This window comes from Glutamicibacter sp. NPDC087583 (genome assembly GCF_044743685.1).
GTDB lineage: Bacteria > Actinomycetota > Actinomycetes > Actinomycetales > Micrococcaceae > Glutamicibacter.
Genome location: NZ_JBIUWY010000004.1, coordinates 38,406 through 62,639 on the forward strand (window position 1 = coordinate 38,406; position 24,234 = coordinate 62,639).

A 24,234-nucleotide genomic window follows, 5' to 3' on the forward strand; every position below is an offset into this window, starting at 1 on the left:
CTGCCTCCTTTTGCGTGCCCGGATGCTTACCAGGCCTTGTTGGGCACATCCACGCCGACGTCGCTTTGCAGCGAGAGCACATGCTCCAAGCTTGGCCGCCCTTCCAGCGTCGGGCCCTGGCCGGCGAGCGCCACGCTGACTGTCTGCCCCGGCTGCAGGTCCACCTGCTGGCCGCGCACCCAGATCGGACGGGAGAAGGCTCCGTGCAGGGTGAAATCAATGGCTTCAGCCCGCAAGCCCACGGAAATCCTCATGCCCCGGCACCCGAGGTTGAAGCGCAGGGCCCGCCATTTCTCCGGGAGCCGCGGATCAAAGCGCAGCTGGTCGTCATCGTCGCGCAGTCCCGCGAAGCCGTAGATCAGCGCCGACCAGACGCCACCGGTCGATGCCACATGCACGCCGTCAGCGGTATTGCCATGCAGGTTTTCCAGATCCACGTTCAGCGCGTGCTCGAAATACTCCCAGGCAAGATCGCGGTAGCCCACCTCGGCGGCGAGAATCGATTGCACTGTCGCCGACAGTGTCGAGTCGCCCGTAGTCAGCGGGTCATAGTAGTTGAAATCCGCAAGTTTCTGCTCGGCGGTGAAATCGCTGGAACGCAGCCACAAAGCCAGCACCGCGTCGGCTTGCTTGATGACCTGGAAGCGGTAGATCACCAGCGGATGGTAGTGCAGCAGCAACGGCCGCTTATCCGCACCGGTATTGGCCAGGTCCCAGACTTCGCGGTTCAAGAAATGCTCGTCCTGGGGGTGGATTCCGACCGTTTCGGAATACGGGATGTGCATGCAATCAGCGGCCTTGAGCCACAGGGCGATCTCCTCGTTTTCCAATGAGTGCCTGCTGGCCAGTTGCGCGAACTCGCGCGGATGCTCTTGGGCCATTTCGGCCAGCAGCTGGGCGCTGCGGCGCAAATTGAAGCGCGCCATGACATTGGTGTAGAGGTTGTCGTTGACTACCGCGGTGTACTCATCGGGCCCGGTGACCCCATGGATATGGAAACACTCATTGCCCTGCTCGCCACGCCAGAACCCCAGCGAGGCCCACATGCGCGCAGTTCCCACGAGGATTTCGGCGCCGCCGGCCAGCAGGAACTCGTCATCCTCCATGACCCCGAGGTACCGGTTGAGCGAATACACCACGTCGGCATTGATATGGTACTGCGCAGTGCCAGCCGGATAATAGGCGCTGGCTTCCTCGCCGTTAATCGTGCGCCACGGGAAGAGCAGGCCTTCCTCGTTCATGATCAGCGCCCGCCGGGTCGCTGCAGGAATCATCGAGACCCGGGCGCGGAGCGTGTTGCGCGCCCACTGCTGGTTCGTATAGGTCAAGAACGGCATCACATAGATTTCGGTATCCCAGAAATAGTGCCCGGAATAGCCGTTGCCGCTCACGCCCTTGGCGCTGATGCCCAGGCCGTCGGCACGTCCGGCAGCTTGGGCGAGCTGGAACAGGTTCCAGCGGATCTTGCGCTGCAGCTCGGGCTCATCGCTCTCCACCACCACATCGCTGCGGTCCCAGTAGTCGGCCATGAAACGGCGCTGGGTGCGGAAGTGCTCGTCAATCCCCAACGGCACCAGGTGCTCCAAGGCCCGCTCAGAACGCAAGAGCATCTCCTGGGCAGGATGGCGCCGCGAGGAGTGGTAGACCGCGTACTTGGAGACGCGCACGCCTTGCCCGGCTTCCAGCCTGGTGCTGATCACTTCATCGGCGCGGTCATCGTCCACCTTGCGGACCACGGACAGCTCCGCCTGCGCTCCGCCAGTGGTGGCCACCTCGTGCTCCACCATTGCTGCTACCGACATCCCGGATCCGAAGACCTGGTACGAGATGCCCAGCCGGGCGCCATCGCGGTGGGTGCCCGCCGGATGCAGCGGGTTGGCCCTGGCTTCCTCGCTCTTGCGCGGATCGGCAGGAACCCCGGCATCGGTTTCCTCCGGGGAAGCCACCTTCCGGCTGGAGCGGTACCCGATGACCGAAGACTGGATCAGCACCTGCGCCGGAGCATCGAGCAGGCGCACGTGCACGTCCTGCAGCGCCACGTGGCGATCCGTGAAGGAAATCATTGAGCGGGCAGTGACGGCTACCCGGTGCCCCTCGGCAGTTCGCCACAGGGTGTGCGCGGTCAGCGTCCCGTCAAGGAAATCCAGGCGCAGCTCATCACGCAGCATCTCCGTGCGGCCGACTTCCAGGGCTTCGTCATTGATGAACACGCGCATGGTCCGGAAATCCGGGGCGCTGATCATGGTCTGTCCGGTTTCGGCCAGCCCGAAGGCGCTCTCGGCATGGCGGATTTCCCAGGTCTCATGCAGCCCGTTGATGAATGTGCCGCCTCCTTGGTCCCCCAGACCCAGTTGCGCAGCCCGTGCACCCAGAAAACCGTTGCCCAGGGAGAAAACGGTGTCTTCGGCGCCATCGCTGTCTCGCTGGTTCCCGCGCCACAGCGACCAGGAGTCCTCTTCCCAGGCCTTGGCTGCTTGCTCGGAGACCAGTTCGGAAAGGTCATGAACCACAAAATGGGCCCCTGCATCCAGCAAGGCGGCCTCATTGCCTTCGCGGGCCACGCCGATGACTCCGAAGCCTCCGGCACGCGCTGCCCTCACCCCGCTGGTGGCATCCTCGATGACGGCGCATTCTTCCGGACGCCAACCCAGATCGGCGGCGGCAGCCAGGAACGTGTCCGGGGCCGGTTTGCCCGCCAGCCGGCGCGCAGCAGCTTCCTGGCCGCTCATCACCAATGGGAAGTGCTCGGCCAGTCCTGCGGCAGCAAGTACCACGCTGGCATTGCGCGAGGAGGACACCACCGCGACGTCCAGCCCGGCATCCAGCACCTGTTGCAGGTAGGCCACGGAGCCGGCATAGGGGTCGATCCCGTCGCGCTGCAGCACTTGGGTGAACTTTTCGTTCTTCATATTGCCCAGCGCGCAGATGCTGCCCTCCCCCGGCAGATCGCTTTCATCCCCGCGGGGCAAGCTGATGCCGCGGGATTCGAGGGTGGCCGCCACCGCGTCATAACGCGGACGGCCGTCAAGCAGGTTGAAATAGTCCTCGGCAGTGTATGGGGCCACGCCCGGGTGCTTGTCGAAAAAGGTGGTGAAAAGTTCTTCCCACGCCTTGCGATGCAGCAACGCGGTAGGAGTGATCACGCCATCCAGATCAAAGAGGACGGCCTTGTAATCACGATGTCGGTACTCAGGACGAAAAGCGTTCACAATCGAAATCCTTCGAAAGAGGAGCGAATTACTGGCCGTAGTCCTTACCGTAGCAACTGAACGCGCTTGCTTCGACATACTACGATAAGAATGTGGCTCAGTGGATAGATGTATGGAATAGCGAAGACTGGCGTGAGGCAACCGCCGAGTGGATCGATGCTGCGTGCGAGGCATATGGCATTCAGCGCACCGCAGGACCGGATTTTTGGCCCGCAGATTTGCACCAGATCCAGGCGGCGGTTCAGACCGGTGCCGCAGATCTGATCTTCAGCGCCAACGCTCCGGGGCTGGCTTCGGAACCAGCGATCACGGTCGCTGCCGGCCAGCTGCTGCCCGATCGCGTGGTGATGCCACTGGCTATCGACCGGATCGCCGGCTACATGCTCAGCCCGGATTTCGGGCACACCCTGGCGGATCTGGGCGATTCGGTGGAGAACTGGGAGCTGGCCATGGCCTCGCTCGGTTCCTTTCAGGTCGCACTGATGGGCCACGAGGAAGAATTCTTTGATTCCGGGGTCACCGTGGTGGACCCGCAGTTCCTGCCCGAGCAGTACGAGCAGGCGCTGATGATGCATGTGTCCCTGGACCCGGCACACCCGCTGTACCTGGATGGATCCATGGCGGACAAGATGGTTTCGCATCTCGATGAGTTGAGGAGGGCCACCGCTGCCCTTCATGCCGGTGCGGTGCCGTTGAGCATCGAGCAGGGCAACTTCGATCTGTCGCAGGTGGTGGTTCCTGCCGAGGCCGGAGACCACGGCCGCATCCTGAATCTGTCCTCCGCGCACTGGGCTCACCCCTTCTCATCCCTGAACACGCCGCTGGCCGCCATGTGCGAAGCGTGGGATTGCGATACCGGTGATGAGCGAGTGATGAAGGTGCTTTTCGCGTACCTGGACCAGTTCTCTGCCTACGGCTCAGCAGATGAGCTGTACGACCTGATTAATCCAGCCTGCCTGGTTGCGCCGCTGTCGCAGCACGAGACCTGGTTGCGCCTGCTCCTGGATGCCAGCGACGAGCAACTGCAGGAGCACGCCGAGACCGTTTTGGGAACCCTGGATATCTCCTAGGGCCGCAGTTCAAGAGCCCAGAACCCTGGCCAGCAAGGCCGCGTCATCGCTCATGATGGCGTCGGCCTTGCGCTCCATCAGCAGCCGCATGGTCGGCTCGTCGTTGATGACCCAGACATGCACCTGGGCGCCGGCTCGGTGGACCGCCTTGATGAATCGACGGGTCGCTACCGGCAGCATGCCCTGGTTCAGCGGCACCTGGACCGCCCAGAAGCCTGCCAGCAGCCGCTTGGGAACCCAGCCCAGCAGGTGGGCGCACAGCCAGATGGCGACAATTTCCCGTTGACCCGGCGAGCGCCGTATCGGAGCGGAAAGCAGGTGGCCGACCGCGGCGCTGCGTGCCGTGGAGAAGGACGCGAGGGCAATTTGCCGATGGGCTTTCCTGCGCTCGATGAGCTCGGCCAGCGGGCCGATCACGTGCTCGTCCTTGACGTCCAGGTTCAGTGTGGCGTGCGGGAACGCGTCGAGCAGTTCATCAAGCGTGCACAGCGGTTCCCCGCCGGCCCGCACCGTTGCCAGCTGCTCGTCGGTGAAGTCGTTGAAATTCCCGCTCGCGTCGGTTACCCGGTCCAGGCTCTGGTCATGGAACAGGTAGACCGTGCCGTCGGCGGAGGCGTGCACATCCGACTCCAGATGGGTGATGCCCAGGTCTGCGGCGCGCTGGAAGGCTGCCAGCGTGTTTTCCTCGTTGCCCGTGCGTACGCCGCGGTGCGAAAAGGCGTAGGTCATTTCAGCAGGCCTTCAATGACCTGGGCTACCCCGTCATCGGCCAGCGAGGGTGCACGGAAGCGGGCGGAAGCCAGCGCCATGGGGTGTCCGGAGGACATCGCGTAGCCGTGGCCGGCGTATTCGAGCATTTCGATGTCGTTGGGCATGTCGCCGAAGGCCATCACTTCAGCTGCGGCAATTCCCAGGCGCTGGCAGTATTCATGCAGCGTGGTGGCCTTGTGGATATCCACATGAGCCATTTCCAATAGGGAAACGTCGAAGGCGGAGTGGGTCACCGATACCAGTTCTGCCAGCTGCGGCTCAACCGAGGAATAGAACTTGTCTATCGGCAGGTGCTGGGAGCGGGCAAGGAATTTCACGATGCCCTCGGAATCAATTGACTCGCTAGCCAGATCCAGGACTGCCTGCACCCCGAAGTTGTGGTGGCGGTCGGCAAAGCCTTCACCCAGGTGCAGCCCCTTGGTGGTCTCGGCAGCGAAGGACGCGCGCGGTTCCAGCTCCAGGATGATTTCGCTCGCCCGCCGCGCGGTAGCCGCGCTGAGCGTGCGCGACCAGATCACTTCGTCTTGTTCCAGGTCGTAGAGCACCGCGCCATTGGAGCAGATAACCGTGCCCATCCCGCCGAAGGCTTCAATGATCGGGCTCAGCCAGCGGAAGGGGCGTCCGGTGACAAAGACGATCTGGATGCCAGCGTCGCGGGCTTGGATGAAGGCACGTTGGGTGCGTTCGGAGATGGTGCCGTCCTTGGCGACAATGGTGCCGTCGAGGTCCGAGGCGATCAGCTTGATCATCTACAGCTCCTGGCGGCGTGGCGGGTTCGCCCCGGCACGCTGCACGGTCACCGCGGCGGCCATGGCCGCGAATTCCAGGGCTCGCGAAAGCTCCGCAATCTGCAGCTGGTTCAGCTTTTCGCGGTTGGCCGCGCCAATCAGGCCATGTTCGGCCAGCCAGCACAGCAGCGCGGCGGTGAAGGTATCGCCGGCACCCACGGTATCGGTGACTTCCACCGACGGCGCAGTGAATTCGGAGTCGCCGGCGCGAACGACGCCCCAGGACCCGCGCGAGCCTGCGGTGGACACCACGATCGCCGGACCCATGTCCAGCCAGGCACGGGCCGAGTCCTGGACCGAGCGCATCGGGTACAGCCACTTCAGGTCGATGCCGGAGACCCGCACCACGTCGGCCTGGCCGACGAATCGCTCGACCTCGGCCACGGTCTGCGAATGGTTGGTGACCAGCGACGGGCGCAGGTTCGGGTCGTAGCTGATGGTGGCATGGGTGCGCGCGGCCGAAAGCAGCGGCAGCAGTTCTCCGGGGCTGAACAGGGTGGCGATGGAGCCGGTGTGCACCAGCTCGGCATCCTGGGCCAGCTCCGGCCCGATGGTCGGCATCTGCCAGTAGGCGTTGAACGCGAAGGCCGCGCCGCCGGCCGGGTCGAGGATGCCATGGGCAATGACGGTGGCCTGGTCATCGGCTCCGCCCAGGTATGCCACGTTGTTGTCCTTGAGGTAATCCTCGATCTTGCGGCCCTTGTCATCGGCGCCCCAGCGGGAAATCAAGGTTCCCGGGTACCCCAGGCGGGAGAGCGCAACCGCGACGTTCAACGGGCTGCCGCCAACGAACTCCTGGGCTGGGGCAATGCCGGAGGCCAGGACGTCAACGAGGGCCTCGCCGATCACGGTCGGGTTCATGCTGCTCCTTCAGTAATGCAGTGGGGACAGGGCACGCACGCAGGCAGCCCATTGGCTGCTGTGCGGATCGATCCAGGTGTAGTGGTCTCCCGCGAACAGCGAGAAGCTGTGCTCCTGTCCGAGCGCAGCCGCTTTCTGGGCTGCGATACGGGCAATTCTTACCGGAACATCGCCATCGTCCCGTCCATGAAAGATTACGACACGGGCATGCATTGGCCATAATTCCACCGGATTGCAGGCGCCCAATGGCGCGCCTGCGAGCATCTCGTCCACTGCGCTGCCGCTGAGCTTCAGGCGCTGCGCCGTTTCAAGGTCCAGGACCCCGGCCTGGCTGATCACCTGGGAGACCCGTGCATCATGGGCGGCCAGCACGCAGGCCAATTGCGCTCCGGCTGAATGGCCGATCAGCGTGATCGGCCCTTCTTCCTTGACCAGGCCCAGCGCGAGCCGGGCATCGGCCAGCATTCTCGCCGCGCTGCCCGGCCCACGCCGGTATTCGAGGTTGTAGGCAGGGATCCCGCGGGCGGCGAGATCCTCTGCCAGGGGCACGCCAAGGCTAGCGGTGTACTTTTCACGCCAGTATCCGCCGTGGATGATCATCACCGCTCCGCGAGCGGTGGTGCGTTCCGGCTCGTAGAACTGGACCTGCTGGTCCGGGTGCGCCCCGTAGTGCATGGTCGGCGCCCCGGCTAGTTGCCCGGGAAGACCGCGGCGCGCTTTTCGACGAAGGCGGCACGGCCTTCCACCGAGTCGGCGGTTCCGAAGGCCTGCTGGAAGGACTGTGCTTCAACCAGCAGGGCGTCATGGGTGTTCAGCGCGTCCATGTCCACCATCGCGGCCTTGGCATTGCCAACGGCCGTCGGTGCCACCTTCGCGATCTCCTCGATGGTGGCCACGGCCTGGTCCATCAGTTCCCCGGCCGGGACAACGCGGTTGGCCAGGCCAATGCGCAATGCTTCCTCGGACTTGATTCGGCGGCCGGTGAAAACCAATTCACGGGCCATCGCGTTGCCGACGCGTCGCGGCAGGCGCACCATGCCGCCAAAGCCGGGCACCAGCCCGAGGTTGACCTCCGGCTGGCCGAAGCTGGCCGTCTCGGAAGCGTAGATGAAATCGCAAGCCAGGGCGAGTTCGCAGCCGCCGCCCAGGGCGAAGCCGTTGACTGCGGCGATCACTGGAACCTGCAGCTTCTCCAGGCGTTCGGTGACCGCGTGCATCTGGCGCCCGTAGGCCAGCGCCGCCGCCGGGTCCATTTCGCGCAGCTGCACGATATTGGCGCCGGCGACAAAGGACTTCTCGCCGGCACCGGTGAGGATCACGCCGCGGTATTCATAGCCGGTGGCCTCGAACCAGTCCAGGAAGGCTTCAAGGTCGTTGACGACCTCTTTTGCCAACGCGTTCAGCGACTTCGGCTGGTTGACGGTCAGGATGAGGGCCGAGCGCTGGGTGCTCAGGCTGAGGGTATCGAATTGCTTCATACCCCTAACTCTCTCACGTAACGCGCGTCACGTATTGGATTGTCAGCGGTGCTTGCGTGGCTTTGCCCTGGCACCCTGCGGCTTCTTGGATGAGCTCTTGGCCTGCTGTTTTGCCTTGGCTTGGGCTTTCGCCTTGGCCTTCTTCTGCTCATTGACGCGCTTGGCCTTCTGCTCCTGGTTGCGCACCGAAGTCTGGCGCGAGGAGCTGGCGGTACGTCCGCGCACAATGCCGATGAATTCTTCGAGCAAGGCGGTGTCTTCGGTGGCGGTAGGCCAGGCGATGCCCACCTGGGTTGGCGAACCGTCGTCAATGAAGCGCACCACCACGTCCTTGCGGGCGAAGAGCCGGGCAATGGACTGCGTGGTGCGCAGCACCTGGGCTCCGGAAGCGACAACTTCCATCGCTACCGGAACGCCGCCCACGGATTCCGGGTAGTCGGCCAAGTCGAGTTGCGGGAAGGACTCTACGGTCTCCAGCGGAACGGATTCTTCGAAGTACTCCACGTTGTGGTCTTTGCCCGCGCAGACCACTTCGAGTTCCTCGTAAAGCGGGATGACGTGGCGCGTTGCGTCCTTGGGCGAGTCCCCGCGGTAGCGCACGAATACCGCGTCGGCCTCGCCATTGGCCAGCAGGTCCAGGATTTCCCCCTCATCCAGGCGCCACGCTTTCAGCTCGATGGCAGGATAGCGTTCCTGGAAGCGGTCCATCCATTTGCCGGGGGTGACGCCGGTTGCGTAGGCGATTCGAAGTTTTTGCACGGGTTAAGCCTACGCTCTGCCGGGTTAAATGGTGCAGGCGGGCACCGGTGAACCGGTGCCCGCCTGCATTCGCGCAAGCCTGGGGGCTTACTTGTCGGTCTTGACGACCAGAACGTCGCATGGTGCCGAGTGGGCAACCGAGGAAGCAACGGAACCGAGCACGCGGCCCAGGCCCTTCATGCCTACGTTGCCGACAACGATCATCGAAGCCTTGCGGTCTTCGGCGTCGGAGATCAGTACGTCACCTGGCTTGCCGTGTCCGGCAGCAGCGGTGATCTTGACGCCTGGGACAGCGTTCTTCACGTCGTTGGCTACGCGCTGAGCCAGCTTGCGGGCCTGCTCTGCGTCGTCCAGGATCCAGGTATCGGAACCGATGGAAACGACCTCGGTGTTATCCGATGCGTGAGCGGTGATGACCACCAGGTCAGCGTCGAGCTTGACGGCGAGTTCTGCAGCGCGGCGGGCTGCGCGCTGTGCGGTTTCGGAACCGTCTACGCCTACGATGATGGTTTCAGACATATTGTTCTCCTTATATGAGTGATGCATTAAGTGATGGGTAACACTTTATGGCCTTTAGGCCACTTTAGCCTGCAAAAAGTCCACGGCGCGCTGCCATGCGATGGCGGCCTGTTCGGGATCGTAGTTGCCGGCGGGGTTCTCGTCGTTGTGGAATGCATGATCGGCATCGTAGTAGAAGTACTGGACTTCCGCGCCTGATTCCTGGCGAATCTGCTCTTCCTGAGCCTTCGCCTGAGCTGGCGAGTACATCTGGTCCAGGTTCGCGTAGTGGCCCTGGATGGCCGCGCGGACTCCGGAAAAATCGTTGGGTACACCCTGTCCGACGCCGTAGAAAGGCACGGCCGCGGCAATTTTCTCGCCTTGCTGGGCAGCCATCTGCAGCACGAAACCGCCACCCATGCAGAAGCCGATCACGCCCAGCTTCTCGCTGGAGACATGCTCATTGGCTAGCAGGTAGTCCACGGCACCGCCCAATAGCTGGGCACCGGCGGCTTCCGGGAGCTGGGACATCATCTGCCCGGCTTCTTCACCGTCGTGGGTGATCCAGCCGCCATAGAGGTCCGGGGCCAGAGCTACGAAGCCCTGCGCGGCCAACCGGTCGGCAACGTCGCGGATATGGTCGGTCAGTCCCCACCATTCCTGGATCACGATGACCCCAGAGCCCTTGCCGGACTCCGGCAATGCGAGATAGCCATGCGCTTGCGTGCCTGAAGAAGGGAAAGTCACGTTCTGGTGCGGGGTTTTGTCCGCCATGGTGCCTCCTGCTCTGCGTATGGCTCCAGTTTATGCAGGTCTTTGCCTGATTGGCATTGACCTGCCCCACATTGCGCCAAAGTTGTTCTATTTTCCGAGCGTGACCTCGCCGATACGTTCCAGCGCATCGACCACCAGATTCCAGAAGCCTTCGTGATCCAGGTCCACCGCCACGGAAGTATTGCAGTCGGCGGAAGCCGGCGCGCGGAAGTCCGTGACGGTCATCCCCAAGGTCAGCTCGCCACGCAGCTCAACGCTGACCGGGGCCTTGACAGTGCGCACGATATCCGGGTCGATCACGTAGGCCACGGCGCATGGGTCATGCACCGGCGGTGCATCGAAGCCCTGGTGGTCTCGGTAGGCCCGGGCGAAGAAGTCCATCAGCTCGCGCACGAAGGTCGATGGGCCGGTGCCGATCTTCTCGATGCGTTCAACCACCTCGGAGGTGGCCAACGCCTGGTGGGTCAGGTCCAATCCGACCATCACCACCGGCCAGGCCTCGTTGAAGACGATGTGCGCAGCTTCAGGATCGATCTTGATATTGAATTCTGCCACCGCCGACCAGTTGCCGGTGTGGTAGCCGCCGCCCATCAGCACCACTTCGCGCACGCGTTCAACGATGCGCGGTTCCTTCCGGGCCGCCAAGGCGATATTGGTCAATGCGCCGGTGGGCACCAAGGTGATTTCACCGGGTTCATGGCTCATCACCAGGTCGATGATGACGTCCACGGCGTGGCGCCCATCGAGTTCGATGCCCGGCTCCGGCTGGGCCGGCCCGTCCATCCCGGAAACCCCGTGGACGTCTCCCGCGGTTTCCACTTCGCGCACCAGCGGACGGGCGCAGCCGGCCGCGAAGGGAATGCCGGTAATGCCGGCGATGGTACCCACGGCCAGCGCGTTGGCAGTGACCTTATCCAGGGTCTGGTTGCCGGCCACGGTGGTCACGGCCAGCAGGTCGATCTTGGGATTGCCATGGGCAAGAATCATTGCCACGGCGTCATCATGACCCGGGTCGCAGTCCAAAATGATCTTGCGCGGGGCATTGCTGTCCTGGGTCATGGTTTCTTCCTTCGCTCTGCCAGCTGGTGGCCGGTAGCTAAGTCGTGGGGGCGGATAGGCATCCTTTGATAATTCTTTCGCGTCCCCATGCTATCGTCAAGCGCTTAACGCAAAGCTGTCGCGTGTCACAACTCCGACTACGATGGAGCCATGAAGAATGGTGAGAAGTCCGGCAACTCGCGCGCTCCACGCCGCGTGACCGCAGCGATGGTAGCCGAACACGCCGGCGTTTCCACCGCAACGGTCTCTCTTGTTGCCAACGGGAAGTCGGCGGGCCGGGTCTCGGCCGCGAATGAGCAGCGCGTGCGTGAATCAATTCGCGAATTGGGCTACTTCGTCGACAGCATCGGCAGCTCGCTGGCCAAGGGCGTCAGTTCGCTGGTGGTCCTGGTGGCCCCGGATATCTCCAACCCCTTCTTTGCCAAGGTGATCGCTGGCGTGCGCTCGGTATTGGCTAGCGACTACCAGCTCCTGCTCTCGGTCACGGATGCCGGCGTCTCCCCCAGCGCCAGCGAAACGAGGAAGATCATGGGCCTCCGTCCGGCCGGGCTGCTGGTCCATGCCCCAAGCCAGGATTTCCTCGAGGAAATTTCGAGCAACCTCCCGCTGGTGGCCCTGGATGCCCCGGGCATCGATCCATCGATTCCTGCCGTGAATATGGACGTCGCCCAGGGAGCGCGGGAAGTCGTAGCCCATTTCGCTGCACAGGGACACACCAAGGCCGCCTACCTGGATGCCAGCACCGGCACCGAGACCCTGGCAGTGCGCCGCGAGGCCTTCCTGGCGGCGGCAAGGGAGTACGGCATCGAAGTGCTGCCATCTTCTGTTGCCAGCTCGATGATCGACGTCACTGCGGCTTCAGCAGCCTTTGGCCAGCATTGGCCCAAGTGGCATGAATCGGGCGTGACCGCACTGGGCTGCGCAACCGATAACCACGCTTTCGGCGTGCTGCATGCTTCGCGCCTGCTTGGTATCCGCATTCCGCAGCAGCTTGCGGTGGCCGGATTCGACGACCTTCCCTACTCGGCAACGTCCAGCCCTTCCATCACTTCCGTGCAGCTCAACGCCCAGGAAGGCGGACGCCAGGCCGCATTGAAGCTGCGCGCGCTGCTCGATGGAAAGATCCCTGACCCACTGCAGACAATGCTGCCCAGTTCGTTGATTGTCCGCGGATCGACGCTGGGCAACAAAGGAGACTAACCGGTGAACATGCATAAATGGCCTGCCAAGGTCACTGCCGCCATCGCCCTGCTGATTGCCTTGGGGCTGATCGTCATGTCCAGCGGAGTGCTGGGCCTCATTACCGGCCCGGCAACCCCACCGGGCACCGGCATCGAATCCGCCGCGCGCAGCTGGGTGCTACTGGATTAGCTTTCCGCTCTTCGAAACTTCGGGATCGGTGCATGAGGACAAATCAAAGCAGCACGGCCGGCGCTTGCCATCACGCAGCTTGGAAATACTGGCCTCCACTCGGCGTTCGCGCGTGGAAGGGTTCTTGGTCGCACCGATCCAGCGTACCCATTCCCAGCGGGCCATGGCAGTGAGCCCTGCCCACATCTCATCCAGATCCCCAGCCTCGCCCAGGGCGCTGGCCAGGTCTTGCGGAATCCCTGTTTCCGGCCAGGTTCTAGCGACCCGGGCGGTCAATTCCACTTGATCCCCCGCCTCGGCCAACAGCTGGGGCGCGCCCTGTCCATCGAGGGCCAACCAGTGGCCTCGGCGCCCGTCGGGATCTATTACGACCACGTGGCCTTCATGCGCCTGGAGAAGTTCCACCGCAACCTGTCCGCGGCTTGGCAACTTGTCGCTGGATTCCTGGTCGAGCCTGATTATCTTCCGATCGTTGACCAGATCTGCAGTTCCATTCAGTTCGAATATCTCATTGGATACCGCCATGGGAATTCCCCTTCTCCGTTGTCCAAGGGCAGTCTATGGCACGGCGGCATTGCGCTTCCACGTGGCTAGACTGCTGTTATGACCCAACCTCCGCTGCTCGTTAGTTCCTGCCTGGCCGGCATCCCTTGCCGCTACAACGGCAAGGCGAAGGCAAACCCTGCCATCGTCGAGGCCGTGGCACGAGGAGAAGCCGTTGCGGCCTGCGCTGAGGAATTGGGTGAGCTCCCTACTCCGCGTCCGCCAGCAGAGATTGTCGGTGGCGATGGCCACGACGTGCTGGAAGGCCGGGCCTGCGTGATCGACATCAACGGCGAGGACATCAGCGGGCAGTTCATAGCTGGTGCCCAGAAGGTTTCGGATCTAGTCCAGCACCAGGGAATCACCGAGGCGATCCTGCAGGACCGCAGCCCCTCGTGCGGCTGCGGCACCATCTACGATGGCTCGCACACCGGAAAACTCGTAGCAGGCGATGGCGTACTGGCCGCCCTGCTCAAGCGCCGGGGCGTCAATGTCAGCGCGCCACCGGCAAACTGACACACCCTGCAAGATAACGATTCAGTTGCTCTTTTAAACAAAAAAATAACCCTCGATCCGAAGATCAAGGGTTATTTTCCATTTGTGCGCGAGGGGGGACTTGAACCCCCACGACCTTGCGATCACTGGCACCTGAAGCCAGCGCGTCTACCAATTCCGCCACTCGCGCATATTCTGTTTTCGTTGCCATCGTTCTTTGCAACAAGAAATAGCTTACACACTCATTTTCCGTTCACCTAATCGAAACCCTGATTTGTGGTTAGGGACACATGGGAAACCTTTTTGGGGCATTTATCGTTGATATTGACGCACTTGAGCCGCTCAAGGATTTTTCGGCATTTGCACAGCTGAAAACAGTAAGATCGAATATGAAGTTCTGTGTTCACAGCTTGGACGGCGTGAATGCAGGCTCGCAATAACCAGCCATGGACCCTAAGGAAGGAGCACGAATAATGGGCTTTCTCGACAATGTCGAACGCGGCTTAGAGAAGGTCGTCACTAGCTTCTTTCGTGGCACCAGCACCGCAGATCTCAAGCCAGTCGAACTGACTACCGCGCTACGCAATGACATGGACCGCGGAATCATGCCGATCAGCGAGGGCCGCAGCCTTGCAGCCAATGACTTCGTTGTCTCGCTGAGCACCAAGGACTACAACACCGCGCAGGGTTGGGGGCGGGGCGTCGTCAACGAAATGGCAAAGGTCACCGCTGAACATGCGGCAGCCCAGGACTACTCGGTCCACGGCGACATCACGATCCATTTTGTTTCCAAGGACGATTTCAAGCCCGGAGAAATGGAGATTGCCAGCACGGTCAAGGAGTCCAGCTCGCGCCCAGCAGCCTCGGCTCCGGTAAAGGAGCGAGCAGCAGCGCCCGCAGCGCCATCCGCCACCCCGCCGACAACCGCACAGCCACGTCCATCGGTCCGTCCGATTGCAGAGATCCCCAAGAAGCCCATGCAGAAGCAGGCAATTCTTGAGGTCGCTGGACAGCGCTACGCCCTGCATCACCACTCCATCGTGCTGGGCCGTTCGGCCAGCACCGATATTCCCGTGGATGATTCCGGCGTTTCCCGCCAGCATGTGCGCGTCGAAACCCGTGGCAAAACCAGTTTCGTCGTCACCGATCTGGGTTCAACCAATGGAACCTACGTGGACGGCAAGAAGATTTCGGAAGAAACCCGTATATTTGACGGTTCGATCATTACTATCGGACAGACAAAAATCGTCTTTCGGCTGATTACCTCGAACAACGGAGGCCGCGCGTGAACGACCTGGTTCTAAGCTTGTTCCGATTGGGCTTTTTGGTCCTCATCTGGCTGCTCGTATTAAGCGTTGTCGGATCGATGCGCCGCGACTTGGCCATCGGATCGCGGGCCCGCACCGGCAAGCCCAGCGCTCGGGAACTGAAGAAGAATCCAGAGCTGGCGGAACCAGAAGTGCCTGCGCGCAAGGCCGCCACGTCATTGGAAGTTGTTGAGGGCCCACTGGCCGGCAGCAGCATTCCCCTCCGCGGCCAACCGATCATGTTCGGGCGAGCTCAGGATGCCACCGTCGTTCTCGATGATGACTACGCTTCGGGACGCCATGCCCGCCTGTTCCCGCAGGGATCGCGCTGGTTCATTGAAGATCTCGGCTCAACCAACGGCACCTTCGTGGGTGACAACCAGCTCTCACGCGCCCAGGCAGTAGAGCCCGGCCAGCGAATCCGCATCGGAAAGACTGTCCTGGAATTGAAGCCCTAGCCTATGGCCCTCAAACTAAAATTTGCTGCGAAATCCGACGTGGGGCGGGTTCGCAAGAAGAATGACGACTCCGCCTACGCCGGCGCGTACCTCGCGGTGCTTGCCGATGGCATGGGCGGACACGTCGGCGGTGACGTGGCGTCAGCCTCCACCGTGCTTGATTTGGTGCATCTGGACCACGATGGCACCGCAGATCCGCAAAATGCCCTGCCGGATGAGATCCAGGCCGCCAATTTGGTGCTGAATGAACTCGTCGGCGCCAACCCGAAGCTTTCGGGGATGGGTACCACCGTCACTTCCCTGCTGCTCTCGGGAAGTACCCTGCACATGGCGCACATCGGCGACTCCCGCGCCTACCGCTTGAAGCACGGGGTCTTCGAGCAGATCAGCAAGGACCATACCTTCGTGCAGCGGCTGGTCGACGAAGGCCGCATCAAGCCGGCCGAGGCCGAGGTCCACCCGCATAAGAACGTGCTCTTGCGCGTGCTGGGCGACTCGGATGCCTCCCCGGAACTCGATGTCGACCAATTCGAGGCAGAACCCGGCGAACGCTGGATGCTGTGCTCTGACGGACTCACCGACGCGGTGCCGGTTCCGGTAATCGAGCAGATCATCCGCACTACCGCCGATATGGATGAAGCGGTCAACGACCTGGTTGCCGTCACCTTGAAGAATGGTGCGCCGGATAACGTCACCGTGGTGATGTTCGAGGTTGTCGAAAACGCTGTCGTCGAAGGCGAAGCGCCCGCCGAACCAGAACCCGCACCGGATACCGGCCAGCTCACCATTGCCGCCGAAGGCGATGTCGAAGCCAGCGCTTCGCTGCTCCGCCATGAGATTTCCCAGCGTCCCCACCTGCTGGTGGGCGCCGCCCAGCTTGCGACGCAAACCGGCCAGATCCCGGTGGTGACCCAGCACACCGGCGAACGCCGTGCAGCTGCCTTGCTGACCCACCGTTCCCCGGCGGCCGGCGAGGTGCTGGATCCACTGGATGCTCCGGTGCAGCAGCGCCGTTGGATGATGCCGATCCTGCTGACCTTGACGGCTTTCTTCGTCATTGCCCTGGGCGTCTGGGGCTACATGTGGACCCAGACCCAGTACTTTGTTGGCACTGTCGATGGAAAGGTCGCAATCTACAAGGGCGTTCCCCAGGAGCTCGGACCGATTTCGCTCTCCGAGGTCGACACAGTCAGCAAGGTGCCGCTCGAAGCCCTGCCGGAGTATTCACGCCACCGCGTTGAATCGACCATCTCGGCAGAGAACCAGCAGCATGCCCAGATGATCATCCAGGAACTCCTGGTCACCGCGAAGCAGAACTGCCCGGTCACCGTTCCCGGATCCTCGGATTCCGCCAACCAGCTCGAACTGCCCGCCTACTGCCAGGAGATAATGCAATGACCGAAGTGCAAACCGCACCGGTGCCTCGGCGCAATCTCGAGCTGCTGCTGGTGCTGCTGGCCCTCTGCGTGGGCGGTGCCGCGTTCTATCTGGTGGGCAGCTCCACCGAGGATGTCGACAGCACCGACTTCTACGTGCAGATGGGCATCCTGGCGGCACTATCCCTGACGGTTCATGTGCTGCTGCGCATCTTCGCCAAATATGCCGATCCAGTAATACTTCCGATTACGATTGCGTTGAACTCCCTTGGCTTAGCCATGATTCACCGCATTGACCTGGCTAAAGGAACGTCCCAGTCGGCGCGCCAGCTGCTCTGGACTGCCATTGCCATCGTCATTGCTTCGGTCGTTCTCTGGGCAATCAAGGACCACCGCCTGCTGCGTCGGTTTACCTATATCGCCCTGCTGCTATCGGTCGTATTGCTCCTGCTTCCGTTGATTCCCAAACTGGGTGTCACGATCAACGGTGCCCGCATTTGGATCCGCATGGGCATGTTCTCACTGCAGCCAGGCGAACTCGCGAAGATCACCTTGTCGATCTTCTTCGCCGGTTATCTCTCGTCGAACCGCGACTTGATCCTGATGGCTGGCCGCAAGTTCGGACCGCTGCAGCTGCCCCGCCTGCGGGATATGGCTCCGATGGTTATCGCTTGGCTGCTCTCCATCGGCGTGCTCGTGGTGCAGCGAGACCTCGGTTCCGCGATCCTCTTCTTCGGCCTGTTCATCGTGATGATCTACGTGGCAACCGCGCGTATTTCCTGGGTGCTCATCGGTGCCTTGATGGTTGTCGCCGGCGGCATCGTCGCGGGCCTGACCATGAGCCACGTGACCCGCCGCCTGGACGTCTGGCTCAACGCCTTTGACCCTGCGATCTACCAGGCCAAGGGTGGCAGCATGCAGATCGTCGAAGGCTTATTCGGCATGGCTGACGGCGGCTTGTTCGGCACCGGCCTGGGCGCGGGTTCCCCCTACCGTGTTCCGCTGGCCAACTCCGACATGATCATTGCCTCCTTCGGCGAAGAAATTGGCCTGATCGGCGTGGCCGCGATCATCCTGCTCTACATGCTGCTGGTCTCCCGTGGCTTGCGGGCCGCCTTGGGCTCGGCCGATACCTTCGGCAAGCTACTGGCTGCAGGCCTGTCCTTCACCCTGGGCCTGCAATGCATCGTGATCATCGGAGGCGTCACCCGGCTGATCCCGCTGACCGGCCTGGCAACGCCATTTATGGCCGCCGGCGGCTCATCGCTGCTGGCGAACTGGATCATCATCGCGTTGCTGCTCCTGATCTCCCACAACTCGCGCCGCCCGAAGACTGGCGGCGTAGGACCAACCGATGAATTTGCAAGTGCCAGCACGGCCCTTACCTCCAGCACCAAGGCGGTGACGAAAAAGTGAATCATGCAATCAAGCGCGTTTGGGTTGCGCTAACCGTCCTGTTCGTCATCTGCCTGGGTGGACTGAGCTACATCCAGTTCTTCGACGCCAAGCCGCTCTCGGAGAATGCGCTGAACAAGCGCGAACTCTACCGCGAGTTCGACCTGCCCCGCGGCGCGATCCTGGTCGACGGCAAGCCGATTGCCGAATCCGTTCCGACCGATGATGGCCAGTTCGAATTCCAGCGTGTTTACCACGACGCGAAAACCTACGCCCACCTGACTGGCTACTATTCGCTCGCGAATGGCACCACCCAGCTCGAATCGCAGCTGAACGACTGGCTGACCGGCACGAGCTCGGATCTGCTCTTCGACCGCTTGTCGGCCATGTTCACCGGTACCCGTTCCGAAGGCGCCTCGGTTGAGCTGACCATTGACGGGCAGTTGCAGAAGACTGCCTTCGAAGCGATTCCTGACGACTTGAAGGCCACGATCATCGTGACCAATCCGAAGACCGGTGACATCCTGGCGATGGCTTCCAAGCCAAGCTACAACACCAACCTGCTGGCGGTGCACTCGACCTCCCAGGCGGCCCAGAACCTGAAGGACATCAGCAACACCGACGGCTTGAGCCCCTACCGGAACCCGGCCATCAGCAACCCGGTGACCCCAGGTTCCTCGTTCAAGATCGTCAGCACCGTTGCGGCCCTGGAATCGGGCAAGTTCGATATGGAAACCCCCATCGACAATCCGGTGTCGGTGAATTATCCGCATTCGACTAGGCAGATGAACAACTTCAGTGAGGGCATCTGCGCGCGCGATACCCGGGCAAAGCTCGAGTTCATCTTTGCCCAGAGCTGCAACACCCCGTTCATGGAAATCAGCCAAACCGTCGGGAAGGATGCCTTCACCGAGGTTGCCGAACGCTTCGGCTACGGGCAGCAGCTGAGCATCCCGCAGAATGTTGTTCCAAGCGAGTTCCCTTCTGCTGAGGCCAATGAAGCGCAGATGGCGCAGATGGCAATCGGCGAATGGGAAAACAAGGCTACTCCGCTGCAGATGAACATGGCCGCCATGGCCATCGCCAATGACGGCGTGATCATGAAGCCGAATTTGATCGGCAAGGTCATCGCGCCGGATCTTCGAGTTATCGAGGACCCGAAGCCGGAGAAGTTCTCCACGGCCACCACCCCGGAAGTTGCCGAACAGCTCACCGAGCTGATGGAAGGCCCGGTTGTGAGCGGTACGGCCATGAATGCCCGCGTTCCAGGCGTGGATTTCCGAGCCAAGACCGGCACCTCGCAGCGACCGTCAGAGAACGGAGTCCGCATGGTGAACTCCTGGATGACCGGTTTCGCACCGGCCGATGATCCGCAGGTTGCCATCACGGTCAATATTCAAGACGTAGATTACAACACCGGCCACAACACGGCAGGTGCACTTATGAAGACGATGTTAGAGGCGGTGTTCAACAAGTGAGGCCAGTAACCGGCACCACCTTGGGCGGTCGTTACAAGCTGACCGACCGCATTGCGATCGGTGGCATGGGCGAAGTTTGGAAGGCACGAGACCAGGTCCTAGGACGTCTGGTAGCGATCAAGATCCTCAAAGAGGAATACACCGATAATGAGAGCTTCCTGACGCGTTTCCGCGTGGAAGCACGCCACACCGCGCTGCTGAACCACCCTGGCATCGCTGGCGTCTTCGACTACGGCGAGGAACAGGGCTCCGCCTATCTGGTGATGGAACTGGTTCCCGGCCCGCCGCTGTCCACCATTATCGAGCGCGAGCGCAAGCTCGACGTGGACCGTACGCTCTCGCTGATCGCGCAGACCGCCCGCGCGCTGGCAGCAGCCCACGAGCACGGCCTGGTGCACCGCGATGTGAAGCCGGGTAACATCCTGGTGATGCCTTCGGGCGTCGTGAAGATCACCGACTTCGGCATTGCCCGGCTTGCTGACCAGGTTCCGCTGACCGCCACCGGGCAGGTAATGGGAACCGCCCAGTACTTGGCCCCGGAACAGGCCACCGGGCAGATCGCCACCGGCAGCTCTGACATCTACGCCTTGGGCGTGATCGGCTACGAGTGCCTGGCAGGACGCCGCCCGTTCACCGGCGAATCGCAGATCGCCATCGCCCTGGCACAGGTCAACGATGCTCCCCCGGCGCTGCCGGACACCATCCCGGCACCGGTACGCCAGCTGATCATGTCGATGCTGGCCAAGAACCCGTCGGATCGCCCGAAGGACGCAACGGCGCTGGCGAAGGCCGCCGATGCACTGCGCTCCGGTGATACCAATACCGCGACCTTGGCCGTTCCCGGCATGCTGGCCACCGGTATCGCCACCGACGCAACCCAAGTGGTCAACATGGGTAACGACGCCACCCAGGTGGTGCCGCGTGCTGATTCCGCGCCGACGATGACCAATGCGATGCCGACCGTGGTGGAACCTGCCGGCGCTACCAGCGGTTTCTCCGGGTCCAGTGCCGCAGCCGGCGGATTCGATGACGAGGACGTGGATACCCAGGATCCGGCTGGCGAGGCCGGGGCCAAACGCAGCCCTTGGCTGGTCCCGCTGATCGTGATCATCGCGCTGGCCGCCGTGATTGCCTTGCTGGCGTGGCTGATCCCTGCCATGAGCAGCGACAAGGACAATCAGCCGACGGCTTCGGTCACGCAGAGCACCGATGTTTCCCAATCCCCTTCTCCGACCGAGGAATCCACCGATCCTTCGGAAGAAACCACCGAAGCATCGGAGACCTCCGAGTCCTCTTCCTCGACCCCGAGTGAAACCGTGACCTACGTAGAGGTTCCGGCCTCGCTGGTGGGCCAGGATATCGACACCGTGACGGCAGAGCTTGAGGGCAAGGGCCTGGTCGTTGACGCGACCCCGCAGGAAACCAATGAGTACGACCCACGCGAAGTCATTTCGCTGAACCCGACCGGCAGCGTCGAAAAGGGCGAAACCATTTCGATTACCTACGCCATGGCTCCCGAAACCGTTGGCGTTCCTTCGGTAACCGGCATGGGCTACGAAGCCGCGCAGAAGCGCATCCAGGACGCTGGGCTGGCCGTGGCCAAGGGCGAGGAACGCCATGACTCTTCGGTCGCTGGCACGGTGCTTGCGCAGGACGTTCCAGCCGGCAGCGAAGTAGAGCCGGGCACCACGGTGACCCTGGATATTTCCATGGGCCCAGAAGAACCCGAAGCATCCGAGTCCGCTACCCCGTCGGCATCTGAATCCCCAGAAGCTGCAGAGCCGGACCAAAGCGAAGCGCCATGAGTGAAGTCGAAGCCTTGCCCCCCGGCTTGCCACGATTGATCAACGATCGCTACGAGATCGAATCGCTGGTAGGCCGCGGCGGCATGGCGGATGTCTATCTTGCCACCGACCATGTGCTTTCGCGCAAGGTCGCGGTCAAGGTGCTGCGCCCGGATACCGCAAGCAACCCCATGGTGGTCAATCGATTCCGCCGTGAAGCCAAGGCCGTCGCGGGCCTGAGCCATCCGAATATCGTTGCCGTCTACGACACCGGCGAGCTGCCTGCTACCGATCATAGCCGTGAGCGCTTGCCCTTCATGGTCATGGAATACGTGACCGGCCGGACTCTGAAGCAGGTGATCGCTTCGGGCGATGTCGACGCTTCCTTCGCTGTGCACGTCACCCGCGGCGTATGCAATGCCCTGGATCATTCGCACAATAACAATGTCGTCCACCGCGACATCAAGCCGGCCAACGTGATGGTGACCGATGCCGGCCACGTGAAGCTGATGGACTTCGGCATAGCCCGTGCCTTGGACACATCGGCGACAATGACGCAGACCGCCGCTGTGGTGGGAACCGCCCAGTACTTCTCTCCTGAGCAGGCACGCGGCGAACAGGTCGATTTCCGTTCGGATATCTACTCTGTTGGCTGCCTGTTCTACGAGCTGATGACCCAGCGCCCCCCGTTCACCGGTGATTCGCCGGTTTCGGTCGCGTACCAGCACGTTGGCGAGATTCCGTCAGCGCCCAGCGAGGTCAAGCACGACGTTGACCCGATCTTCGACCCGATCGTTTCCAAGGTTCTGTCCAAGGAACGCGATGACCGTTTCCAGAGCGCAGGCGCTTTCGCGGCTGCGTTGGAAGATGCACTGAACGGCATTGAATTCCATGATGACGAACCGGCACCATCAACCTACACCTTGCCGATATACGGCATGCACGGCGAGACTGAAACCGGGTTCATCGCGCAGTCAGCGCCAGGCACCAGCCAGCACCCGGTCTTCGTCGAAGATGAGGCTCCCGAGGCCCCTGCACGGCACAAGTCCAACCGCGGCCTGATCATCCTGCTGACCATCATTGCCCTGATCGCTGTGGGTATCGCCAGTTTCCTGGTGATCCGCTCGATCCAGGCCGAGGCTGAAAAGCGTGCCCCAGTTGCTGTGCCCAAGGTCCTGGAGATGTCCGAAGACGACGCACGTGAATTGCTGCGCGATTCCACCTTCCAGGTGCGTGTAGAGCGGGAATTCAGTGATGAAGTAGAGCAGGGCAAGGCGACCCGAACCGACCCGGCAGAAGGGTCCATGGTTTCCAAGGAATCCACGGTTGCGCTGTTCATTTCCGATGGTTCGGAACAGCGCACGATTCCCAAGGATCTGGCGAACCAGTCCGAGACGGCTGCCCGCGATGCCCTGCGTGAAGCTGGCCTCGAAGTGGGTGAAGTCAGCCGGGAGAACTCTGCAACCATTCCAACCGACTGGGTTATTGGCACCAGCCCGGAGCTGGGCTCCAAGGTGAAGGCCGGCAGCGAAGTCGACCTGATCCTTTCTACCGGCATGGTGACCGTTCCGGTCGTTACCGAGATGAGCCGTGAGGAAGCTGAAGAGAAGCTCTCTGCGGACGACATCGGGTTGGAAGTTCAGTTCGATGAGGTGGCAACCGACGACTACCCTGAGGGAACCTTGTTCAAGCAGTCCCCCGAGGCCTCCGAGGACGTGGCTCAGGGAAGCCTGGTGAAGATTTCTGTGGCCAAGGCTCCGCCGGCACCAGAACCAAGTGAAGAACCATCGCCCAGCGAGACCGAATCTCCAGATTCAGAAGAATCCGATGATCCGTCCGACAGTGCTTCGCCTACCAGTGACGCTCCGGCTCCTTCCAATGGGAACGGCCCGCCAGATCGGACTAACCCGCCACGGGAAAACGGGCGCGACCGATAGGCTGCTAGGCTACTCTCCGCTGAAGAGCGGGCTCAGGGTCGTGGCCTTCTTGGCTGCCCCCTGAAGTCCTACGAATTCCAGCCAATTGCCCAGCATCTGGTATCCCTGCTCGGTCAGCACCGACTCTGGGTGGTACTGCAGGCCCCATAGTGGTGCTTCCCGGTGCGCCAGCCCCATGATGACTCCCCCGGCGGTAGCAGCGATGATTTCAAGCTCAGCAGGGATGCTCTCGCGTACGGCTGCCAGGGAGTGGTAGCGCGTTGCGGTGAAGGGGTTGGCTACCTGGTTGAAGACCGGGTGGTTTTCGTGGCTCACCAGCGAGGTCTTGCCGTGCATTAGTTCTTCGGCGTGCGTGACCGTGCCGCCATAGGCTTCAGCGAGCGCCTGATGCCCAAGGCAGACACCGAGCATTGGCTTGCGCTGCTGCCCGCACCACTTGATCAGATCGATGCTGACACCCGCTCCTGCAGGCTCGCCCGGGCCCGGGGAGATCAGCACACCGTCGTATTCCGCAGCCAACTTAGTTGCTTCCCCAACGCTCAAATCGTCGTTGCGGTATACGGTGGTTTCCGCGCCCAGCTCCTGCAGGTAACCCACGAGGGTGTACACAAAGCTGTCGTAGTTATCGATCACGAGGATCCTGGTGCTGCTCACGGGGTGCTCTGGCCAATCGTTGAATCGGTGAATGGGCTGATGTACTGGTTCAGCCATGGGAAAACGTACATCATCAGTAATAGCACGATCGCGGCAATGAGAATCAATGCTTCAAAAATACGAAGCCACAAAGGGCCGGGCAGATTTCTAAATATCCAGGCGTACATCT

The 24,234-nt window shown here is 62.0% G+C and carries 24 protein-coding genes and 1 tRNA gene; 11 read left to right on the forward strand and 14 right to left on the reverse strand.

The genetic code is table 11. From position 1 onward, the window contains the following. Positions 1-26 precede the first annotated feature (26 nt). Positions 27-3,209, reverse strand: a complete 3,183-nt coding sequence (locus ACIOU9_RS11660) for an HAD-IA family hydrolase (RefSeq protein WP_402696988.1) — start codon at positions 3,207-3,209, stop codon at positions 27-29. 92 nt (positions 3,210-3,301) lie between these two features. Here ACIOU9_RS11660 and ACIOU9_RS11665 point away from each other — a divergent pair, with 92 nt between their 5' ends. Further along, positions 3,302-4,279, forward strand: a complete 978-nt coding sequence (locus ACIOU9_RS11665; RefSeq protein ID WP_133833737.1) for a hypothetical protein — start codon at positions 3,302-3,304, stop codon at positions 4,277-4,279. A gap of 9 nt (positions 4,280-4,288) precedes the next feature. Here ACIOU9_RS11665 and ACIOU9_RS11670 read toward each other — a convergent pair whose 3' ends face one another. From ACIOU9_RS11670 to ACIOU9_RS11710, 9 genes are all read right to left on the reverse strand, one after another. Next, positions 4,289-5,008 (reverse strand): glycerophosphodiester phosphodiesterase family protein, encoded by a 720-nt coding sequence (locus ACIOU9_RS11670; protein WP_402696990.1) that lies wholly within the window; start codon positions 5,006-5,008, stop codon positions 4,289-4,291. Beyond that, positions 5,005-5,799 carry an HAD family hydrolase gene (locus ACIOU9_RS11675; RefSeq protein ID WP_105658659.1) on the reverse strand — a complete coding sequence of 265 codons (795 nt, stop codon included), beginning with the start codon at positions 5,797-5,799 and terminating at the stop codon, positions 5,005-5,007. Before ACIOU9_RS11675 ends, ACIOU9_RS11670 begins: the two co-directional genes overlap by 4 nt. Beyond that, a complete protein-coding gene (locus tag ACIOU9_RS11680; protein ID WP_105662189.1) occupies positions 5,800-6,699 on the reverse strand; it encodes a PfkB family carbohydrate kinase in 900 nt (299 codons plus the stop codon). It abuts the gene before it with no gap. Between the two features lie 9 nt (positions 6,700-6,708). Beyond that, the gene (locus ACIOU9_RS11685) at positions 6,709-7,374 is read right to left on the reverse strand and encodes an alpha/beta hydrolase (protein ID WP_402696992.1); all 666 of its coding nucleotides are present in this window, start codon (positions 7,372-7,374) and stop codon (positions 6,709-6,711) included. Between the two features lie 14 nt (positions 7,375-7,388). Next, on the reverse strand, positions 7,389-8,177 hold the full coding sequence (locus tag ACIOU9_RS11690) for an enoyl-CoA hydratase/isomerase family protein (RefSeq protein WP_402696993.1): 789 nt from the start codon (positions 8,175-8,177) through the stop codon (positions 7,389-7,391). A 42-nt stretch (positions 8,178-8,219) separates the two neighbouring features. Beyond that, positions 8,220-8,936: a LysR substrate-binding domain-containing protein gene (locus ACIOU9_RS11695; RefSeq protein ID WP_402696995.1), complete on the reverse strand. Its 717-nt coding sequence runs from the start codon at positions 8,934-8,936 to the stop codon at positions 8,220-8,222. Between the two features lie 87 nt (positions 8,937-9,023). After that, the gene (locus ACIOU9_RS11700; RefSeq protein WP_038992696.1) at positions 9,024-9,455 is read right to left on the reverse strand and encodes a universal stress protein; all 432 of its coding nucleotides are present in this window, start codon (positions 9,453-9,455) and stop codon (positions 9,024-9,026) included. Positions 9,456-9,509: 54 nt separating this feature from the next. Next, entirely contained in the window at positions 9,510-10,208 is a 699-nt protein-coding gene (locus tag ACIOU9_RS11705) for a dienelactone hydrolase family protein (protein WP_402696996.1), read from the reverse strand. Positions 10,209-10,295: 87 nt separating this feature from the next. Then, positions 10,296-11,267, reverse strand: coding sequence for a nucleoside hydrolase (locus ACIOU9_RS11710; RefSeq protein ID WP_402472082.1), 972 nt, complete (start codon positions 11,265-11,267; stop codon positions 10,296-10,298). A gap of 150 nt (positions 11,268-11,417) precedes the next feature. On the opposite strand from ACIOU9_RS11710, the gene ACIOU9_RS11715 reads away from it, so the two are divergent. Both ACIOU9_RS11715 and ACIOU9_RS11720 read left to right on the forward strand, forming a co-directional pair. Further along, complete coding sequence (locus ACIOU9_RS11715) at positions 11,418-12,467, forward strand: LacI family DNA-binding transcriptional regulator (protein ID WP_402696998.1); 1,050 nt, start codon at positions 11,418-11,420, stop codon at positions 12,465-12,467. 3 nt (positions 12,468-12,470) lie between these two features. After that, on the forward strand, positions 12,471-12,638 hold the full coding sequence (locus ACIOU9_RS11720; RefSeq protein ID WP_166650740.1) for a hypothetical protein: 168 nt from the start codon (positions 12,471-12,473) through the stop codon (positions 12,636-12,638). Here ACIOU9_RS11720 and ACIOU9_RS11725 read toward each other — a convergent pair. Beyond that, positions 12,627-13,163 (reverse strand): YdeI/OmpD-associated family protein, encoded by a 537-nt coding sequence (locus ACIOU9_RS11725; RefSeq protein WP_105658667.1) that lies wholly within the window; start codon positions 13,161-13,163, stop codon positions 12,627-12,629. The genes ACIOU9_RS11720 and ACIOU9_RS11725 overlap by 12 nt on opposite strands. A 78-nt stretch (positions 13,164-13,241) precedes the next feature. Between ACIOU9_RS11725 and ACIOU9_RS11730 the strand changes: the two genes are divergently transcribed. After that, positions 13,242-13,697 carry a DUF523 domain-containing protein gene (locus ACIOU9_RS11730; RefSeq protein WP_133833747.1) on the forward strand — a complete coding sequence of 152 codons (456 nt, stop codon included), beginning with the start codon at positions 13,242-13,244 and terminating at the stop codon, positions 13,695-13,697. Between the two features lie 85 nt (positions 13,698-13,782). Here the strand turns inward: ACIOU9_RS11730 and ACIOU9_RS11735 are convergent. Further along, positions 13,783-13,866: transfer RNA gene (locus tag ACIOU9_RS11735), tRNA-Leu, on the reverse strand. A 283-nt stretch (positions 13,867-14,149) separates the two neighbouring features. Here ACIOU9_RS11735 and ACIOU9_RS11740 point away from each other — a divergent pair. The 7 genes from ACIOU9_RS11740 to pknB are packed head-to-tail and all read left to right on the forward strand — an operon-like array spanning position 14,150 to position 23,411. Beyond that, positions 14,150-14,965 (forward strand): FhaA domain-containing protein, encoded by an 816-nt coding sequence (locus tag ACIOU9_RS11740; RefSeq protein WP_402697000.1) that lies wholly within the window; start codon positions 14,150-14,152, stop codon positions 14,963-14,965. Further along, complete coding sequence (locus ACIOU9_RS11745) at positions 14,962-15,441, forward strand: FHA domain-containing protein (RefSeq protein WP_105658670.1); 480 nt, start codon at positions 14,962-14,964, stop codon at positions 15,439-15,441. Before ACIOU9_RS11740 ends, ACIOU9_RS11745 begins: the two co-directional genes overlap by 4 nt. A gap of 3 nt (positions 15,442-15,444) precedes the next feature. Next, a complete protein-coding gene (locus ACIOU9_RS11750; RefSeq protein ID WP_402697002.1) occupies positions 15,445-16,839 on the forward strand; it encodes a PP2C family protein-serine/threonine phosphatase in 1,395 nt (464 codons plus the stop codon). Beyond that, positions 16,836-18,233: an FtsW/RodA/SpoVE family cell cycle protein gene (locus ACIOU9_RS11755; RefSeq protein ID WP_400341857.1), complete on the forward strand. Its 1,398-nt coding sequence runs from the start codon at positions 16,836-16,838 to the stop codon at positions 18,231-18,233. The genes ACIOU9_RS11750 and ACIOU9_RS11755 overlap by 4 nt, the downstream gene beginning before the upstream one ends. Further along, positions 18,230-19,690 carry a peptidoglycan D,D-transpeptidase FtsI family protein gene (locus ACIOU9_RS11760; protein WP_402697004.1) on the forward strand — a complete coding sequence of 487 codons (1,461 nt, stop codon included), beginning with the start codon at positions 18,230-18,232 and terminating at the stop codon, positions 19,688-19,690. Before ACIOU9_RS11755 ends, ACIOU9_RS11760 begins: the two co-directional genes overlap by 4 nt. Continuing rightward, on the forward strand, positions 19,687-21,495 hold the full coding sequence (locus ACIOU9_RS11765; RefSeq protein ID WP_402697005.1) for a protein kinase: 1,809 nt from the start codon (positions 19,687-19,689) through the stop codon (positions 21,493-21,495). The genes ACIOU9_RS11760 and ACIOU9_RS11765 overlap by 4 nt, the downstream gene beginning before the upstream one ends. Further along, positions 21,492-23,411: a Stk1 family PASTA domain-containing Ser/Thr kinase gene (gene pknB, locus ACIOU9_RS11770; protein ID WP_105662198.1), complete on the forward strand. Its 1,920-nt coding sequence runs from the start codon at positions 21,492-21,494 to the stop codon at positions 23,409-23,411. The genes ACIOU9_RS11765 and pknB overlap by 4 nt, the downstream gene beginning before the upstream one ends. 9 nt (positions 23,412-23,420) lie before the next feature. Here pknB and ACIOU9_RS11775 read toward each other — a convergent pair whose 3' ends face one another. Together ACIOU9_RS11775 and ACIOU9_RS11780 are read right to left on the reverse strand one after the other, a co-directional pair. Further along, entirely contained in the window at positions 23,421-24,065 is a 645-nt protein-coding gene (locus tag ACIOU9_RS11775) for an aminodeoxychorismate/anthranilate synthase component II (protein WP_105658676.1), read from the reverse strand. After that, positions 24,062-24,232, reverse strand: a complete 171-nt coding sequence (locus tag ACIOU9_RS11780) for a hypothetical protein (RefSeq protein WP_013347422.1) — start codon at positions 24,230-24,232, stop codon at positions 24,062-24,064. The genes ACIOU9_RS11775 and ACIOU9_RS11780 overlap by 4 nt, the downstream gene beginning before the upstream one ends. Between the last annotated feature and the right edge of the window lie 2 nt (positions 24,233-24,234).